General features: G+C 73.7%; 17 protein-coding genes. 7 read left to right on the top strand and 10 right to left on the bottom strand.

Going from position 1 to position 15,522, the window contains the following annotated elements:
* Positions 1-83: 83 nt before the first annotated feature.
* From SCATT_RS01480 to SCATT_RS01490, 3 genes are all read right to left on the bottom strand, one after another.
* On the bottom strand, positions 84-614 hold the full coding sequence (locus SCATT_RS01480; protein ID WP_014141097.1) for a winged helix-turn-helix domain-containing protein: 531 nt from the start codon (positions 612-614) through the stop codon (positions 84-86).
* A gap of 442 nt (positions 615-1,056) precedes the next feature.
* Positions 1,057-1,698, bottom strand: a complete 642-nt coding sequence (locus SCATT_RS01485) for a restriction endonuclease (protein ID WP_014141098.1) — start codon at positions 1,696-1,698, stop codon at positions 1,057-1,059.
* Positions 1,699-1,836: 138 nt separating this feature from the next.
* Positions 1,837-3,090, bottom strand: a complete 1,254-nt coding sequence (locus SCATT_RS01490) for an acyl-CoA dehydrogenase family protein (protein ID WP_014141099.1) — start codon at positions 3,088-3,090, stop codon at positions 1,837-1,839.
* Positions 3,091-3,241: 151 nt separating this feature from the next.
* On the opposite strand from SCATT_RS01490, the gene SCATT_RS01495 reads away from it, so the two are divergent.
* Positions 3,242-3,889: a TetR family transcriptional regulator gene (locus tag SCATT_RS01495; RefSeq protein WP_014141100.1), complete on the top strand. Its 648-nt coding sequence runs from the start codon at positions 3,242-3,244 to the stop codon at positions 3,887-3,889.
* Positions 3,890-3,916: 27 nt separating this feature from the next.
* Here the strand turns inward: SCATT_RS01495 and def are convergent, their stop codons facing one another.
* The gene (gene def / locus SCATT_RS01500; protein WP_041824326.1) at positions 3,917-4,462 is read right to left on the bottom strand and encodes a peptide deformylase; all 546 of its coding nucleotides are present in this window, start codon (positions 4,460-4,462) and stop codon (positions 3,917-3,919) included.
* Positions 4,463-4,735: 273 nt separating this feature from the next.
* On the opposite strand from def, the gene SCATT_RS01505 reads away from it, so the two are divergent.
* From SCATT_RS01505 to SCATT_RS38860, 5 genes are all read left to right on the top strand, one after another.
* Complete coding sequence (locus SCATT_RS01505) at positions 4,736-5,974, top strand: MurT ligase domain-containing protein (RefSeq protein WP_014141102.1); 1,239 nt, start codon at positions 4,736-4,738, stop codon at positions 5,972-5,974.
* Positions 5,975-6,038: 64 nt separating this feature from the next.
* Positions 6,039-6,767 carry a type 1 glutamine amidotransferase gene (locus tag SCATT_RS01510; protein ID WP_014141103.1) on the top strand — a complete coding sequence of 243 codons (729 nt, stop codon included), beginning with the start codon at positions 6,039-6,041 and terminating at the stop codon, positions 6,765-6,767.
* 156 nt (positions 6,768-6,923) lie between these two features.
* Entirely contained in the window at positions 6,924-7,949 is a 1,026-nt protein-coding gene (locus SCATT_RS01515) for a 6-phosphofructokinase (RefSeq protein ID WP_014141104.1), read from the top strand.
* 132 nt (positions 7,950-8,081) lie between these two features.
* Entirely contained in the window at positions 8,082-9,077 is a 996-nt protein-coding gene (locus SCATT_RS01520) for a cytochrome c oxidase assembly protein (RefSeq protein WP_014141105.1), read from the top strand.
* Between the two features lie 90 nt (positions 9,078-9,167).
* Positions 9,168-9,338, top strand: a complete 171-nt coding sequence (locus tag SCATT_RS38860) for a hypothetical protein (protein ID WP_014141106.1) — start codon at positions 9,168-9,170, stop codon at positions 9,336-9,338.
* A 25-nt stretch (positions 9,339-9,363) separates the two neighbouring features.
* Here the strand turns inward: SCATT_RS38860 and SCATT_RS01530 are convergent, their stop codons facing one another.
* On the bottom strand, positions 9,364-9,765 hold the full coding sequence (locus tag SCATT_RS01530) for an SSI family serine proteinase inhibitor (RefSeq protein WP_014141107.1): 402 nt from the start codon (positions 9,763-9,765) through the stop codon (positions 9,364-9,366).
* Positions 9,766-9,978: 213 nt separating this feature from the next.
* On the opposite strand from SCATT_RS01530, the gene SCATT_RS01535 reads away from it, so the two are divergent.
* Positions 9,979-10,695 carry a lysophospholipid acyltransferase family protein gene (locus SCATT_RS01535; RefSeq protein ID WP_014141108.1) on the top strand — a complete coding sequence of 239 codons (717 nt, stop codon included), beginning with the start codon at positions 9,979-9,981 and terminating at the stop codon, positions 10,693-10,695.
* Here the strand turns inward: SCATT_RS01535 and SCATT_RS01540 are convergent.
* The 5 genes from SCATT_RS01540 to SCATT_RS01560 all read right to left on the bottom strand — a co-directional run bounded on the left by SCATT_RS01540 (position 10,667) and on the right by SCATT_RS01560 (position 15,504).
* Positions 10,667-11,251: a DUF1707 SHOCT-like domain-containing protein gene (locus tag SCATT_RS01540; protein ID WP_014141109.1), complete on the bottom strand. Its 585-nt coding sequence runs from the start codon at positions 11,249-11,251 to the stop codon at positions 10,667-10,669. The genes SCATT_RS01535 and SCATT_RS01540 overlap by 29 nt on opposite strands.
* A gap of 183 nt (positions 11,252-11,434) precedes the next feature.
* Entirely contained in the window at positions 11,435-13,042 is a 1,608-nt protein-coding gene (locus SCATT_RS01545; protein WP_014141110.1) for an alpha/beta hydrolase, read from the bottom strand.
* A 213-nt stretch (positions 13,043-13,255) separates the two neighbouring features.
* The gene (locus tag SCATT_RS01550; RefSeq protein WP_014141111.1) at positions 13,256-14,053 is read right to left on the bottom strand and encodes an urease accessory protein UreD; all 798 of its coding nucleotides are present in this window, start codon (positions 14,051-14,053) and stop codon (positions 13,256-13,258) included.
* Positions 14,050-14,742 (bottom strand): urease accessory protein UreG, encoded by a 693-nt coding sequence (gene ureG, locus SCATT_RS01555; protein WP_014141112.1) that lies wholly within the window; start codon positions 14,740-14,742, stop codon positions 14,050-14,052. The genes SCATT_RS01550 and ureG overlap by 4 nt, the downstream gene beginning before the upstream one ends.
* A 48-nt stretch (positions 14,743-14,790) precedes the next feature.
* The gene (locus tag SCATT_RS01560; RefSeq protein WP_014141113.1) at positions 14,791-15,504 is read right to left on the bottom strand and encodes an urease accessory protein UreF; all 714 of its coding nucleotides are present in this window, start codon (positions 15,502-15,504) and stop codon (positions 14,791-14,793) included.
* Between the last annotated feature and the right edge of the window lie 18 nt (positions 15,505-15,522).

Here is a 15,522-nt window from a genome sequence, read left to right on the forward strand (position 1 = left end):
ATACGCCTGCCCGGTGCCGCCGGTTCGATGCCCGGCGCACCGCGCGAACGGGTGCGCCGGGAGCGGGAACGACCGTCGCGCCGTCAGCCCGCCGTGCCGGGTACGTACTTGTAGCCGACCCGGCGCACGGTCACGATGCCGGAGCGGTGGCGCGGGCCGAGCTTGCGGCGCAGCCGGGCGACGTGCACGTCCACGGTGCGTCCGTCGCCCACGTGGCCGTACCCCCAGACGGTGGTGACCAGTTGGTCGCGGGTGTGGACCCGGTGCGGGTGGGCCACCAGGTGGGCCAGCAGCTCGAACTCCAGGTAGGTCAGGTCGAGCGGGCGGCCGTCGACGGTGACGGTGCGCCGCTCGCCGTCGATCCGGATGGGGTCACCGGGCGGCGCGGGGGCGGGCTGCTCCGCGGCGGGCGCCACCTGGTCGGCGGGGACGAGGACGAGGTAGCCGACCATCGGCGGCTGCCCGGGGAGCACGGGCAGGCTGTGGCCGGGGGCGGGCATCCAGGTCGCCCCGGGAGGCAGGAAGTCCGGTACCGGTACGACCTCGTCCGGACGGACGGCGCGCAGCCGCTGTCGGGGCGGGACCGGGGTGGGCAGGGACTGGGTGTTCGACATGGGTCTCGGCTCTTTCGCGCGAAGGGGCGTCGGTGGACGTCTGCGCGGTGCCGGGCGCCGTGGCGGGCCCTCGTCCCGTGACGGGACGCCGGGGCCGGATCAGCCGTGGGCGCGCGACCGCGCGGGGATCGCGCGGCAACACTCACGGTCGAAGTGGTGTGCTTGCCGGGACGGCCAGAACGGCTCGAGGTCACTGCGACCTGTCGCGGTGTCAATCAAGCTGGCCATGGCTGTATTGAACCAGAAAGCGGGCCCGGGCCGACATGGCGGGTGGCGAAAACGCCGTTTCCCGCCACCGTCCCCGCCCGGGGGCCCGACGACGACCGCCCCCTCCCGGCACGGGGAGGGGGCGGTACACGTCAAGCCGGACGCCGCACGGGGGAAGCGGCGCCCGACACCTCAAGGATAGCAAACGGCTGCCCCATACAACCAATCCGTCCGCTCAGCGGACCATCCACGGCGCGGGCCCGCTCCCCGAGGCCCAGCCGGCCAGCCATTCCCGGTCGTAGCAGTGGATCCGCTGGCTCACGGCGTACTGCGCGGCCTGCCGGGTGAACGAGGACGTGGTCACCACCGCGGCGATCTCGGCGTGGTGCACCGTCCAGCACGTACCGCCGAAGCGCTGCAGGTCCGGCGAGCCGACCTTGTTCGTCGGCGAGTACCGCTTGCACTGGATCACCAGGCGGTGCCCCTGCGGAGTCGTCGCGACGACATCGGCCCCCAGGTCCCCCGCCCCGCCGACCACCCGCACGTCCCGGCACCCGTCCCGCCGGCACAGATGGGCCACGGCCTCCTCGAACTCCCGTGGCGTCATCGTCAGATACGTCGCGATCTCCCGGGCCCGCAGCTCCCGTATCCGCTGCCGCTCCCGCGCGAACGCCGCCTGCCGCCGCCGGTTCCTGACCACCCCCACCACCACGGCCGCCACGATCATCCAGATCACCACGCCGAGCGGGTCGAACGAGGCGATCCACGCCCCCACCACCGTCACCCCCACGAACAGCGCGAGGTCCTTCGCCTGCTCCGGATGGGCCTCGAAGTGGCGACGTATCTTCCCCGGTCGACGGTCAGCCGGAACGGTCACTGGTCCTCCGCGTGATCGAGCGTGAGGGGAGGGTAACGGCTGGGTGGGGGTGGGGGGTTGGGGTCATCTGGCAACCCGAACGCGACAGGCCCTCCCGGAGCGCCCGGGAGGGCCCGCGCCGCGAGGCGGTCTCGTCGGTCAGCGGATCGGCATGCCGGAGAGCGCCCGGGCGATGACCAGGCGCTGGATCTCGCTGGTGCCCTCGAAGATCGTATAAATAGCAGCATCCCGGTGCATGCGTTCCACCGGGTACTCGCGGGTGAAGCCGTTGCCGCCGAGGATCTGCATGGCCTGGGCGGTGACCTTCTTGGCGACCTCGCCGGCGTAGAGCTTGGACATCGAGCCCTCGGCGGCGGTGAAGGGCTTGCCGGTGGTGGCCATCCAGGAGGCCCGCCAGACCAGCAGGCGGGCGGCGTCGATCTGGGTGCGCATGTCGGCCAGTTGGAAGGCGACGCCCTGGTTGTCGATGATCGGGCGGCCGAACTGGACGCGGGTCTTGGCGTAGTCGAGGGCGACCTCGTAGGCGGCGCGGGCGATGCCGACCGCCTGGGCGCCGACCGCGGGGCGGGACGCCTCGAAGGTGGCCATGGCGGCGTTCTTCACCCGCCCCCACTGCTCCGCGTGGGAGGTACCCCCTCCGCCCGCCTTGGCCCGCTCGCGGGCGCGGGCCAGCCGCTCGTCCAGCTTGTCCTTGCCGCCCAACAGGCACGAGCCGGGGACGCGGACGTCCTCCAGGACCACTTCGGCGGTGTGGGAGGCGCGGATGCCGTGCTTCTTGAACTTCTGGCCCTGGCTGAGCCCCGGGGTGTTGGGCGGGACGATGAAGGAGGCGTGGCCCTTGGACCCCAGTTCGGGGTCGACGACGGAGACCACGACGTGGACGTTGGCGATGCCGCCGTTGGTGGCCCAGGTCTTGGTGCCGTTGAGCACCCATTCGTCCTTGGCCTCGTCGTAGACGGCACGGGTGCGCATCGCCGAGACGTCGGAGCCGGCGTCCGGTTCGGAGGAGCAGAAGGCGGCCACCTTCACATCGGTGGCGTCGCCGTACATCTGCGGGATCCAGGTGCCCACCTGCTCCTCGGTGCCGTTGGCCAGCACGCCGACCGCGGCCAGGCCGGTGCCCACGATGGACAGGCCGATCCCCGCGTCGCCCCAGAACAGCTCCTCCATGGTCATCGGGATGCCGAGGCCGGTGGGGTCGAAGAACTGCTGGGCGTAGAAGTCCAGCGAGTACAGTCCGATCTTGGCGGCCTCCTGGATGACCGGCCAGGGGGTCTCCTCACGCTCGTCCCATTCGGCGGCGGCCGGGCGCATGACGTCGGCGGCGAAACCGTGGATCCAGTCCCGTACGCCCTTCTGGTCATCGTTGAGTTCGAGCGTGAAGTCGCTCATCGTTCCCCTCCACCTGCTTGTTACTAGCGGTAACATGAAGTGTGTTACCGGCCGGTAAGCCCTGTCAACTCATCCCCGAGTGCGCGGGACCGGCTGGTACGGGTGTTACGTTGCGCAGAGCGCAAGAAATCGAACGGGCGGGGAGGCTCGGGTGCACACCAGCCAACGACGTGACCAGCAGCAGGCGGCGGAACGCCGCCGCAGGGAACTGCTGGAGGCCGCGGACCGGGTGGTGCTGCGCGACGGGCCGGAGGCGTCGATGAACGCGATCGCCGCCGAGGCGGGGATCACCAAGCCGATCCTGTACCGGCACTTCGGCGACAAGAGCGGCCTGTACCGGGCGCTCGCCAAGCGCCACACCGACGGGCTCCTCACCCAGCTGCGGGCCGCGCTGGACTCCCCCGGCGCCCGCCGCGACCGGGTGGAGGCGACGCTGGACGCCTACCTGTCGGCGATCGAGTCCCGTCCGCAGGTCTACCGCTTCCTGATGCACCCCACCGAGGAGGAGACCGCCGACGCCGAGAAGGGCTTCGACGTCGGCCGCCACTCCGCCCCGCTGCTGCGCCGGCTCGGCGAGGAACTCGCCGGGATCATCGCCGAACGCCTCGACCTCGGCCCCAACAGCGCCGAACTCGCCCGGGTCTGGGGCCACGGCATCGTCGGCATGATGCACGCGGCCGGCGACTGGTGGCTCGGCGAACGCCCTTGCCCCCGCGAGCAGTTGGTGCGCCACCTGGCCGACCTGCTGTGGGGCCGGCTCGCCGCGGCCGGCGACCTGCCGGGCGGCCCGGGGCTCTGACCGCCCGCTCCCCGGCCGGCCCCGGTCTCAGCGCACCTGGGACCAGGGCGCCCTGCGCGCGGCACGCAGGGCGCGCCGCTTGCGCAGGCCGGTCAGGCGGTCGGTGAACAGGCCGCCGTCGAGGTGGACGCACTCGTGCTGGAGGCAGCGGGCGAAGAAGCCGGTGCCGGCCACCCGCACCGGGTGGCCGTGGACGTCCACGCCCTCGACCACGGTCTCGTCGAAGCGCGGGGTGGCCGCGTCGATGCCGGGCAGCGACAGGCAGCCCTCGGAGCCGGTGACGGTGACCCCGCCGGCCTCCACCAGCCGGGGGTTGACCACGTGTCCGAGGTGCCGGAGTTCCTCGTCGTCCGGGCAGTCGTAGACGAACACCCGCAGCGCCGTCCCGATCTGCGGCGCGGCCAGCCCGACCCCGTCCGCCGCGTACATGGTGGCGAACATGTCCTCCACCAGCCGGGCCAGCCCGGCATCGAATACGGTGACCTCCGCCGCGGGCTCGCGCAGGACCGGATCGCCCCACAGCCGCACGGGCCGTACGGTGCCGGAACTGCCGGGGATGGAACGGGCTGACATGGCGCCAAGAGTACGGTCCCGGCGACCGGCCGCGGCCCGCCGGGCGAGGGCGCGCACCGCCCCCGCACACCCCGGCGGCGGCCACGCGGTGCGGGGCCGGGGCCGGGACTCGATAGGCTGATCCGTGACCGAAGCCCCTCCGCCCGGCGGACCGGCACGGCGCGTGCCCCTATCCGGGCGGCTCCGTACCCGGCCGGGCGCGCCCCGTCGCCCCCCTGGGACGGCGGTGCCTGGAACGGGCCCGGTGCCGGACGCGAGGAGGATCAAAGGACGATGGCAGGCAACTCGGAGCCGCTGTCGGCGCGGGCGAAGCTGGCCGTCACCGCGGGCAAGGCCGCGGCGGCGGTGTCACGGGCCGCGGGCCGCGGCAGCGGATCGGTGATCGGCGGCCGGGTCGCGCTCAAGCTCGACCCCGACCTGCTGGCCCGGCTCGCCGGCCATCTGGACGTGGTGCTGGTGTCGGCGACCAACGGCAAGACGACCACCACGCGGCTGATCGCCGAGGCGCTGCGGGCGGCGGGCCCGGTGGTCTCCAACGCGCTCGGCGCCAACATGCCGGCCGGCATCACCTCCGCCCTGGCCGGCGGCTCCGACGCCCGCTACGGCGTCATCGAGGTCGACGAGAAGTACCTGGCCGGGGTGGCCCGCGACGTCCACCCCAAGGCCATCGCGCTGCTCAACCTCTCCCGCGACCAGCTCGACCGCGCCGCCGAGACCCGGATGCTCGCCGAGAAGTGGCGCGAGGGGCTCTCCGGCACCGACGCGGTGGTGGTGGCCAACGCCGACGACCCGCTGGTGGCCTGGGCCGCCTCGTCCTGCCCCACCGTGGTCTGGGTCGCCGCCGGCCAGGAGTGGAAGGACGACGCCTGGTCCTGCCCGGCCTGCGGCGGCGTGCTCCAGCGCCCCGGCGACGACTGGGGCTGCGGCGACTGCGGTTTCCGCCGGCCGCCGACCACCTGGGCGCTCAAGGGCGACTACGTGCTCGCCCCGGACGGGGTGGCCTGGCCGATCCAGCTCCAGCTGCCGGGGCGGGCCAACAAGGCCAACGCGGCCACCTCGGCCGCCGTCGCCGCGATCTTCGGCGTCCACCCGCAGACCGCGCTGGAGCGGATGTACGCGGTGCAGGCGGTGGCCGGCCGCTACGACGTGGTGCAGTACCTCGGCCGGGACCTGCGGCTGCTGCTGGCGAAGAACCCGGCCGGCTGGCTGGAGACGTTCTCGCTGATCGACGGTCCGCCCACCCCGGTGCTGCTGTCGGTCAACGCCCGCGGCGCCGACGGCACCGACACCTCCTGGCTGTGGGACGTGGACTACACCCGGCTGGCCGGCCACCCGATCTGCGTGATCGGCGACCGCAAGCTGGACCTGGCGGTGCGGCTGGAGGTCGCCGGACTCGACTTCCGGGTGTGCGAGGACGTGGACGAGGCGGTGAACTCGGCGCCCGCCGGCAAGATCGAGGTGATCGCCAACTACACCGCGTTCCAGGACCTCCGCCGCCGGATCGGCAACTGAACCCGCGAGCCGACCGCCCCCGCCGCCGCAGCGGCGGCCGACCTTCCCGGAAGGACGACCGAGCATGAGCGACACCAGCCTGCGCCTGGTGTGGGTCTACCCCGACCTGTTGAGCACCTACGGCGACCAGGGCAACGCCCTGGTCGTGGAGCGCCGCGCACGGCAGCGCGGGGTGCCGGTGACCCGCATCGACGTACGCTCCGACCAGCCCATCCCCACCTCCGGCGACATCTACCTGCTGGGCGGCGGCGAGGACCGTCCGCAGCGGCTCGCCGCGGAACGGCTGCGCCGGGACGGCGGCCTCAACCGGGCGGTGGCCAACGGCGCCATCGTCTTCTCGGTCTGCGCCGGCTACCAGATCCTGGGCACCGAGTTCGTCAACGACCTCGGCCGCCCCGAGCCGGGCCTGGGCATCCTGGACGTGCGCAGCATCCGCAACGAGGGCGCGCGGCACGTCGGGGACATCCTGGGCGACATCGACCCGCGGCTGGGCCTGCCGCCGCTGAGCGGCTTCGAGAACCACCAGGGCAATACGGTGATCGGCCCCGGCGCCCAGCCCTTCGCCCACCTGCGGTACGGCAACGGCAACGGCACCGGGGACGGCACCGAGGGCGCCTGGTGCGACACCGTCTTCGGCACCTACGCGCACGGCCCGGTGATGGCGCGCAACCCGCAGATCGCCGACATGCTGCTGAAGCTGGCGCTCGACGTGCACGCCCTGCCGCCGGTGGACGAGCAGTGGTACGACGCGCTGCGCGCCGAGCGGATCGCCGCCGCCTCCGAGCCCGCGTGAGGCCGTCGGGGCAGCGTGCTCTTCCCTGATCCGTCACGCCGCCGGCATCGGCAGGACGGACCGTCTTTCCCCCCGTCCCGATAGGGTGATGGGGTCCATCCGGACGACGGGGTCCGGTCGACCGGTCGACTTGGTTGTGCAGGAGTAGCGAGAGCAATGCGTATTGGTGTGCTGACCAGCGGCGGCGACTGCCCCGGACTGAACGCCGTCATCCGGTCGGTGGTGCACCGCGCCGTGGCCGACCACGGTGACGAGGTGATCGGCTTCCACGACGGCTGGAAGGGCCTGCTGGAGTGCGACTACCGCAAGCTGGACCTGGACGCCGTCAGCGGCATCCTGGCCCGCGGCGGCACCATCCTGGGCTCCTCCCGGGTGCAGCCGGCCCACCTGCGGGACGGCGTGGAGCGGGCCCGGGGGCACGTCGACGAGCTGGGCCTGGACGCCATCATCCCGATCGGCGGCGAGGGCACGCTCAAGGCGGCCCGGCTGCTGTCCGACGCGGGGCTGCCGATCGTCGGGGTGCCCAAGACCATCGACAACGACATCGCCTCCACCGATGTCACCTTCGGCTTCGACACCGCGGTGATGGTGGCCACCGAGGCGCTGGACCGGCTGAAGACCACCGCCGAGTCCCACCAGCGGGTGCTCATCGTCGAGGTGATGGGGCGCCACACCGGGTGGATCGCGCTGCACGCCGGGATGGCGGCGGGCGCCCACGCCATCGTGGTCCCGGAGCGGCCGTTCGACATCACCGAGCTGACCGAGGTGGTCCGCAAGCGGTTCGAGGCGGGCAAGAAGTTCGCCATCGTGGTGGTCTCCGAGGGCGCCAAGCCGCGTGAGGGCACGATGGAGTTCGAGAGCGGCCGTACCGACGTCTACGGCCACGAGCGGTTCGCCGGGGTGGCCCGGCAGCTCTCGGTGGAGCTGGAGGACCGCCTGGGCAAGGAGGCCCGGCCGGTGATCCTCGGCCATGTGCAGCGTGGCGGCACCCCGACCGCGTACGACAGGGTGCTGGCCACCCGGTTCGGCTGGCACGCGGTGGAGGCGGCGCACAACGGCGACTTCGGCATGATGACCGCGCTGCGCGGCACCGACATCACCCTGGTGCCGCTGGCCGAGGCGGTGGAGCACCTCAAGACGGTCCCGGTGGAGCGGTACATCGAGGCCGAATGCGTGCTGTGATCCGCGCCGCGGCGTGACCTGCCCGCCCCGCCCGCACCGCCGGGCGGGGCGGCTCTACGCTGGAGCGGGCGCACCGGCCGCAAACGGTCGCAATCGGGCGCCTCGCGCAGGGTGCGATCAGGAGAGTTGCGGATGGATCACGGCGGGCACGGTACGGGCGGCATGACGGGCATGGACATGGGCCACGGCATGGACATGAGCCACATGGACTTGCCGCCGTTCACCCTGGGGCGGGGTCTGGAGTGGAGCGCGGACCCCTTCTTCCTGGTCGGCTGCGTCCTGGCGCTGGCCCTGTACGGCTGGGCGGTGACGCGGCTGCGCCGCCGCGGCGACCGGTGGCCGGCCGGGCGGACCGTCGCCTGGACGGTGGGCGTGCTCACCGTGGGCCTGGTGATGTGCACCAAGCTCAACGACTACGGCATGGTGCTCTTCAGCGTGCACATGGTCCAGCACATGGTGATCAGCATGCTCTCGCCGATCCTGCTGCTGCTCGGCGGCCCGGTGACGCTGATGCTGCGGGCGCTGCCCACCGCCGGACGGGGGCGCACCGGCCCGCGTGAGCTGCTGGTACGCCTGCTGCACAGCCACTACCTGCGGGTGATCACGCATCCGGCGTTCACCATCCCGCTGTTCATCGCCAGCCTGTACGCGCTCTACTTCACCCCGCTGTTCGACTTCCTGATGGGCAGCCGGGCCGGTCACATCGCGATGATGGTGCACTTCCTCGCCGTGGGCCTGGTCTTCTTCTGGCCGATCATGGGCGTGGACCCCGGTCCGCACCGCCCGGGGTACGTGATGCGGATCCTGGAGCTGTTCATGGGGATGCCGTTCCATGCCTTCTTCGGCATCGCGCTGATGATGGCGTCGCAGACCATGGTGACCACCTTCCAGCACCCGCCGGCCTCGCTCGGGGTGGACCCGCTCGCCGACCAGCACGCGGCGGGCGGCATCGCGTGGGCGTTCAGCGAGATCCCGTCGGTGCTGGTGCTGATCGCCCTGGTCTTCCAGTGGTACGTCTCCGAGCAGCGCCATTCCCGGCGCAAGGACCGGGCCGCGGACCGGGACGGCGACCAGGAGCTGGTGGCCTACAACGCCTACCTGGCCTCGCTCCAGGGCCGGGGGCGCTGACCGTCCGGCCGGCCCCGCCCCCTTCTCCCGTCGCCCCGTAGCGGTTCCGGCCGCCGCGGGGCGACGATGGTTCTCGGGAGGTGGGCGGGGATGACGGGTTCGGTGCGGGTGATGGCGGTGTGCACCGTGGTCGTGCTGGTGCTGATCACGGCGTACAGCACGGTGCTGGACGCGGGCGTCGGGTGGCTGTGGTTCTGCTGGGTGGTGCTGGCGCTGCTGAGTGTGGGCACCTGGGCGGTGCGGGACCGGCGCCGGGGGTGATCCGGGCGCGGTCCGGCGCGGGAGGTCAGAAGCGGAAGACGGAGCCGGTGCGGGCGTCCAGGACGCAGGAGTTGGAGAACGTCCGCTCCCAGGAGACCGGGCGGCCGTGCCAGGTGCCGGTGGCGGTGGCGATCACCGGGGCGTAGACCATGGGGCACATGTGGCGGTCCGGGGCGAGGGCGTCGAGCTTGCCGTGGGCGCCCTCCAGCGCCTTGCAGGCGAGCTGGGCGTGCGGGTGGAAGCCACTGGGCGGGTCGCAGTAGAGGCTGACCCCGCGCACCCAGGTGTCGTCCGAGCCGGAGACGCTGAGGAACAGATGCGAATGGCGGGGCGGCGGCCCGGCGGGGGCGGCGGTGGCCGGGCCGGCGGTGGCGGCGAGCGCCAGGAGCGCGGCGGCCGCGGCCGACGCTCGGCGGGGAACGGTCAACGGTGCCTCCGAAGGGTGCGGGGTGAGCTGTGCGGGGCATGCCACCGCGTTCCCCGCCCCCGGGCAAGCGGCCACGCCGCCGGCTCACCCGCCCGGCCGCCCGCCTGCGTCCGCCCGCCGTACCGACGGGGCGCGGACGGACCGGGAACGCGCCACGAACGAGGGACGCGCGGGGCCCTGTCCTCGGCGGCCGTTCGGAGGTAAGCCAGGAGTGTGTTCTACCGCATCCTGAAACACCTGCTGCTGGGGCCATGGCTGAGGCTGCTCTTCCGGCCCCGGGTGGAAGGGCTGGAGCACGTGCCCGACGCGGGGCCGGCCATCGTCGCCGGCAACCATCTGTCGTTCTCCGACCACTTCCTGATGCCGGCCATCCTCCGGCGCCGGATCACCTTCCTGGCCAAACAGGAGTACTTCACCGGGCCGGGGCTGAAGGGCGCCGTGGTGGCCGCGTTCTTCCGCGCCGCCGGGCAGATACCGGTGGACCGCACCGGTGGCGCCGCGGCCCGCTCCGCGGTGCGCGAGGGGCTGGCGGTGCTGGAACGGGGCGAGCTGCTGGGGATCTACCCGGAGGGGACGCGTTCGCCGGACGGGCGGCTGTACAAGGGGCGCACCGGGGTCGCCGTGCTGGCGATCGCGTCGGGGGCGCCGGTGGTGCCGTGCGCCATGGTGGGCACCTTCGAGGTGCAGCCGCCGGGCCGGCTCCTGCCCCGGATCCGCCGGGTGACCGTCCGTTTCGGGGAGCCGCTGGACTTCTCCCGGTTCGCCGGCCACGAGGGCGAACGGGCGGTGCTGCGCTCGGTCACCGACGAGATCATGTACGCCGTCCTGAAGCTCTCCGGCCAGGAGTACGTGGACCGGTACGCCGCCGAGGTGAAGGCGGAGTCGGCGGCGGGCGGCGGGGTCAACTCCAGTCGCGCCAGGGGTACTTGAAGCCGCCGCGCATCACCCGGACGTGGCCGAGCACCGAGCGTCCGGTGATGCGCACCACCGGGCCGCCCTCCCCCACCGGGCCGTCGCCGCCGGGCTGCGAGCGCTTGCCGAACAGCGCCGTGCCGGTGTCGTAGACCTGGGCGTCCTCCGGCACCAGGATCTCGATCTTGCCGCAGAACGAGCCGGCGTCGATGACGACCTCGCGGCGGGTGAAGACGGCGTGCCGCAGGTCGATGACGACGGCGCCGAACCGGGAACGCACCACGGTCAGCGGCGGCACCGGCCACTGGCCGCCGCGGCGGATCTTGCTGAAGAGCGCCTGGACGGGGCCGGTGTCGAGGTGGCCGGTGAGGTCGGCGCCGGCGGCCGGTTCGGGCAGGTCGGCGGTGACCGGGGCGAGCTGGCCGCGGGTGCGGGCGGCGTAGACGGCCTCCAGGCGTTCGGCGTGCTCGGCCGGGTCGAGGAGTCCGCCCGCGAGGGCGTCGGCGAGTACGGCGGCGACCCGGTCGCGTTCGGCGTCGGAGGCGCGCAGATCAAGTTCGGGGCGGGCGGCCATGGCGGAGTCCTCGGCTGGGTGCGGCGGATGGTCCGGTCCCCCGGACGTCGGACACGTTATATCGCGTTATTGCGCGCGGGGGCAAGCCGGTGGGAGACCGCGGAACGCGGACGGGCGGCGCGCCCCGAGGAGTCCGGGTGCGCGCCGCCCGTACGGCGTGGCGCTATGCGCTCGGTGGCGCGGTCAGGCGGCGGTCCTCGTCTTCGCCGCGCTCTTGGCCGGGGTGGGCTCGGGGGTGGCGTGCGGCCCGCACACCACGTCCTGGCCGTCGAGCCTGCCGTTGACGAGGTAGTTGGTGACCCGGTCGTTGATGCACGGGTTGACCAGGCCGGTGACGCCGTGCGAACCGGCGTCCTTCTCGGTGATCAGCTCCGAGCCGCGCAGCCTGCGGTGGAGTTCCAGGGCGCCCGCGTACGGGGTGGCCGCGTCACGGGTGCTCTGCACGATCAGCACGCTGGGCAGCCCGGGGTAGGAGTGCACGTCCACCGGGCGCAGCTGCGGCACGCCCCAGGTGGCGCACGGCAGGTTCATCCAGGCGTTGGCCCAGGTCATGAAGGGGTACTTGCGGTTGAGCAGCGTGTTGTCGCGGTCCCAGCGGCGCCAGTCGGTGGGCCACTTGGCGTCGGTGCACTCCACGGCGGTGTAGACCGCGGTGCCGTTCTCCGCCGCGGCGTTGGCGGCGGTGTTCTTCAGGTCCGGTCCGGCGGCGGCGATCAGCGGCTTGGCGTCACCGGCGGCGTACTTGCTGAAGGCGTCGGCCACGATGGTCCAGTACGCGTCGTAGTAGGGCGCGTTCTGGAAGAAGCTGATCAGTTCGGCCGGGCCGACCACACCGCCGAGCGGGTGCTTCTTGGCGGCGGCGCGCAGCTTGAGCCACTGCCGCTCGACCTTGTCGGCGGTGTTGCCCAGGTGGTAGACGGCGTTGTGCTTGGCGACCCAGTTCTCCCAGTCCTTCCAGCGGCCCTGGAAGGCGATGTCCTGGTCGAGGTTGTCGCGGTACCAGATGTGGTCGGGCGCCGGGTCGACGACGCTGTCCACGATCAGCCGGCGCACATGGGTCGGGAAGAGCGTGGCGTAGACCGCGCCGAGGTAGGTGCCGTAGGAGACGCCCAGGTAGTTCAGCTTCCGCTCACCGAGGGCGGCCCGGATGACGTCCATGTCGCGCGCGGTGTCCAGCGTGGTCATGTGGGCCAGCAGCCGGCCGGAGCGCTTGAGGCAGCCGTCCGCGTACGCCTTGGCGATCTTGCGCTGGACCAGCTTCTCCGCCTCGTTGGCGGGCACCGGGTCGGGCTTGGGCGCCTTGACGTACTCCTTCGGGTCCTCGCAGGAGATCGGGGCGGAGTGGCCCACCCCGCGCGGGTCGAAGCCGACGAAGTCGTATGCCTTGGCGGTCTGCGTCCACAGCGCGCTCTTGGTGGTGACCCGGCGCGGGAACTTCAGCCCGGAGCCGCCGGGGCCGCCGGGGTTGTACAGCAGCGCGCCCTGCCGCTCGGCCCGGGTGCCGGTGCTGCGGATCCGGTCCACCGCGAGCCGGATGGTGGGCCCGTACGGCCTGGCGTAGTCGACCGGCACGGTCACGTAGCCGCACTGGATGGGGGCCTCCAGGCCCCAGTCCTTGGGACAGGCGGTCCACCGGACGCCGGTGTCCGCGGCGTGCTGGGCGGCGATGGCGGTACCCACCGCCTCGGCCCGGCCGCCCGGCACCGGGTCGGTGGTCGCCGCCGCGGGCGTGACGGCGACGGTGCCCGCGATCAGGGCGCCGATCGCTCCTAGCACGGCGATACGTCTCAAGGAAGCCCCTCCTCCTGCTGGTCCACCGCTCGTGGCGGCGGAGGTCACACAGCTACGGCAGGATCCTCGCGTCCCGGGACCGGGCGTGGACAGATCGCACAGGTTTTTCTTCATCATTTCGTAAGCTTCGCCGGGGAGTTGTCCGCGCCGCCAACGGGGCACGTCCGCCCGGGGGACGCCCGCGGCCGATCTACCGCCGGTGGCCCAGCGCGCTCACCGGGCCAGCCGCGCCCACCCCTGGTCGAGCAGCCGGCGCAGCCGCAGCGCGTCCGGGGCCACCGCGGTCACCAGCACGGCCGGACCGGCCAGCGGCGTCACCACCGCCTCGCCCTCCCCCGCGGCGGCGGGCAGCGAGTACGCCTCCCCGGCGCCGTCGGCGAACTCCGGCCCGGCGAGCAGGAGTTGGCCCACCGCGGCGTACCCGGCGAGCACCGCGGGCCCGGACCAGCCGGGGACCCCGGGGCCGAAGGCCAGCTCCTGGTCGAGGAGGGGACGGCCGCGCCGGCGCACCGACAGCCGGGTGACCAGCCGGCCCGGGGCCTCCCCGGCGCGGCCCAGCACCTGTTCCTCGCGGAGCACCAGCCGGGCGTCGGCGGCCAGCTCGGCCTCGGTGGTGAGCACCAGGTCGCTGCCGGCCGCGGCGATCAACGGTTCCGGCAGCCAGCGCAGTTCCGCCCCGGGGCCGACCGTGAGCCGCACGTCGTAACCGGCCGGGGCGCCGGTGACGCCGGGCAGCGACACGGTGGCCGCCGCCGCGTCGACGTCGAGCCGGGCCCCGGCGCGTACCTCGGTCTCCACCCGCAGCCGGTCGCCGCCGAGCGGTGCGGTCATCGCGCCGACCATGGTGACCCGCGCCCCGGGGCCGGACGGCCGGGTGCGGCGCGGCGCCAGCGGCCCCTCGCCGTCGAGCACCGGCAGCCGGGTGCCGCCGTGCCCGTCGGCCTCGGCGACGATCCGCGCGGTGGCGCGTACCCCGGCCGGGTGCGGCGGCTGCTCCAGGACGGCGGTCACGCCGCGCCCGCGGACCAGGCGGCGAGCTGCTCGCGGACCCAGTGCGCCACCGGGGCGACGCCGTTCTCGGCGGTCAGCGCGGTGAGGGCGACCGGCAGGTCACCGCGTTGCGCCTTGGCGTCCTGGGCCATCCGCTCCAGGTCGGAGCCGACGTAGGGGGCGAGGTCGGTCTTGTTGATCACCAGCAGGTCGGCGGTGGAGACGCCGGGGCCGCCCTTGCGCGGGATGTCGTCGCCGCCGGCCACGTCGATCACGAAGATCTGCGCATCGACCAGGCCCTTGGAGAAGGTGGCGGTCAGGTTGTCGCCGCCGGACTCGACGAGCACCAGGTCGAGCGGGCCGACCCGCTCCTCCAGTTCCTCGACGGCCTCCAGATTGGCCGAGATGTCGTCCCGGATGGCGGTGTGCGGGCAGGCGCCGGTCTCCACCGCGCTGATCCGCTCGGGCGGCAGGACCGCGTTGCGCAGCAGGAACTCGGCGTCCTCGCGGGTGTAGATGTCGTTGGTGACCACGGCCAGCGACAGCTCGTCGCGCAGCTCGCGGCAGAGGGCGGCCACGGTGGCCGTCTTCCCGGAGCCGACCGGTCCGCCCAGCCCGATCCGCAGCGCGCGGCGGGTGCCGTCGGTGCGGTGGGCGGGGGCGCTGTGGGCGTGGCGCTGCGGGTAGGTCTCGGGGTGGTCCAGGTGCATGGTCGGCTCCGGTGACGGGGGTACGGCGGGGGGCCGGGGCGGGCCCGGCTACGAGGCGAACAGGCGCACCGGCCAGGCGGCGTGCGCCTCGGCGGTGATGTCGAGCAGGGGCGCGGAGGCGGCCGGCAGGGCGGCCACCCCCTGGTCGGCGGCGCGCCGGGCGGCGGCCACCGCCTGCCGCGCCACCTGATCGAGTTCGGGGGCGAGGCGGGCGAGGACCGCGGTGGCCTGGAACGGGTCGAGGCTCAGCAGCCGCACGGCGGCGGTCGCCGGTCCGCCGACCGACTCGTAGGCCGCCGCCTCGGCCGCGTCGTACGGCCCGAGTCCGGCCGCCGCGGCGGCCAACCCCAGCACCACCGGCTGGTGGGCGCCGCGCGGCCGGTGCTCGGCGAGCGCGGCCAGCGCCTGCGACGGCCAGGTGGCGCGGGCCGCCCGCATCATCTGCCGGCCCAGCTTGCGGGCGACCGCCCGCAACGCGGGCGAGGGGGTACGGGTGTCGGCGGCCTCGTCGAGCAGCAGCGGATCGACGCCGTCGGCAGCCGCGGCGGCGAGGGCGGCGGCGACCAGCCCGGCGGTGTGCAGCCGTCCCCGGCAGAACGCCTCCAGGCTCGCCGCGTCCCGCAGCCGTCCGGCCTTGACCGCGGCCTCCGCGCCACCGGAGTGGGCGTGGCCGCCGGCCGGGAACCGCCCGTCGGCGAGCACGAGCAGCGCGGCCCGGGCGGCCGGGTGCGACGGGGCCTGGGGTGCGGGGGCAGCGGTCATGGCGGGGGCTTTCCACGA

It is taken from the genome of Streptantibioticus cattleyicolor NRRL 8057 = DSM 46488, assembly GCF_000240165.1.
Taxonomy (GTDB): Bacteria; Actinomycetota; Actinomycetes; order Streptomycetales; family Streptomycetaceae; genus Streptantibioticus; species Streptantibioticus cattleyicolor.

What these genes read in the sequence shown, in the direction of transcription:
- ureG (WP_014141112.1), bottom strand. Translation starts at nt 14,742, where the DNA reads ATGCACCTGGACCACCCCGAGACCTACCCGCAGCGCCACGCCCACAGC.
- SCATT_RS01480 (WP_014141097.1), bottom strand. Translation starts at nt 614, where the DNA reads ATGTCGAACACCCAGTCCCTGCCCACCCCGGTCCCGCCCCGACAGCGG.
- SCATT_RS01560 (WP_014141113.1), bottom strand. Translation starts at nt 15,504, where the DNA reads ATGACCGCTGCCCCCGCACCCCAGGCCCCGTCGCACCCGGCCGCCCGG.
- def (WP_041824326.1), bottom strand. Translation starts at nt 4,462, where the DNA reads ATGTCAGCCCGTTCCATCCCCGGCAGTTCCGGCACCGTACGGCCCGTG.
- SCATT_RS01515 (WP_014141104.1), top strand. Translation starts at nt 6,924, where the DNA reads ATGCGTATTGGTGTGCTGACCAGCGGCGGCGACTGCCCCGGACTGAAC.
- SCATT_RS01490 (WP_014141099.1), bottom strand. Translation starts at nt 3,090, where the DNA reads ATGAGCGACTTCACGCTCGAACTCAACGATGACCAGAAGGGCGTACGG.
- SCATT_RS01510 (WP_014141103.1), top strand. Translation starts at nt 6,039, where the DNA reads ATGAGCGACACCAGCCTGCGCCTGGTGTGGGTCTACCCCGACCTGTTG.
- SCATT_RS38860 (WP_014141106.1), top strand. Translation starts at nt 9,168, where the DNA reads ATGACGGGTTCGGTGCGGGTGATGGCGGTGTGCACCGTGGTCGTGCTG.
- SCATT_RS01505 (WP_014141102.1), top strand. Translation starts at nt 4,736, where the DNA reads ATGGCAGGCAACTCGGAGCCGCTGTCGGCGCGGGCGAAGCTGGCCGTC.
- SCATT_RS01540 (WP_014141109.1), bottom strand. Translation starts at nt 11,251, where the DNA reads ATGGCCGCCCGCCCCGAACTTGATCTGCGCGCCTCCGACGCCGAACGC.
- SCATT_RS01520 (WP_014141105.1), top strand. Translation starts at nt 8,082, where the DNA reads ATGGATCACGGCGGGCACGGTACGGGCGGCATGACGGGCATGGACATG.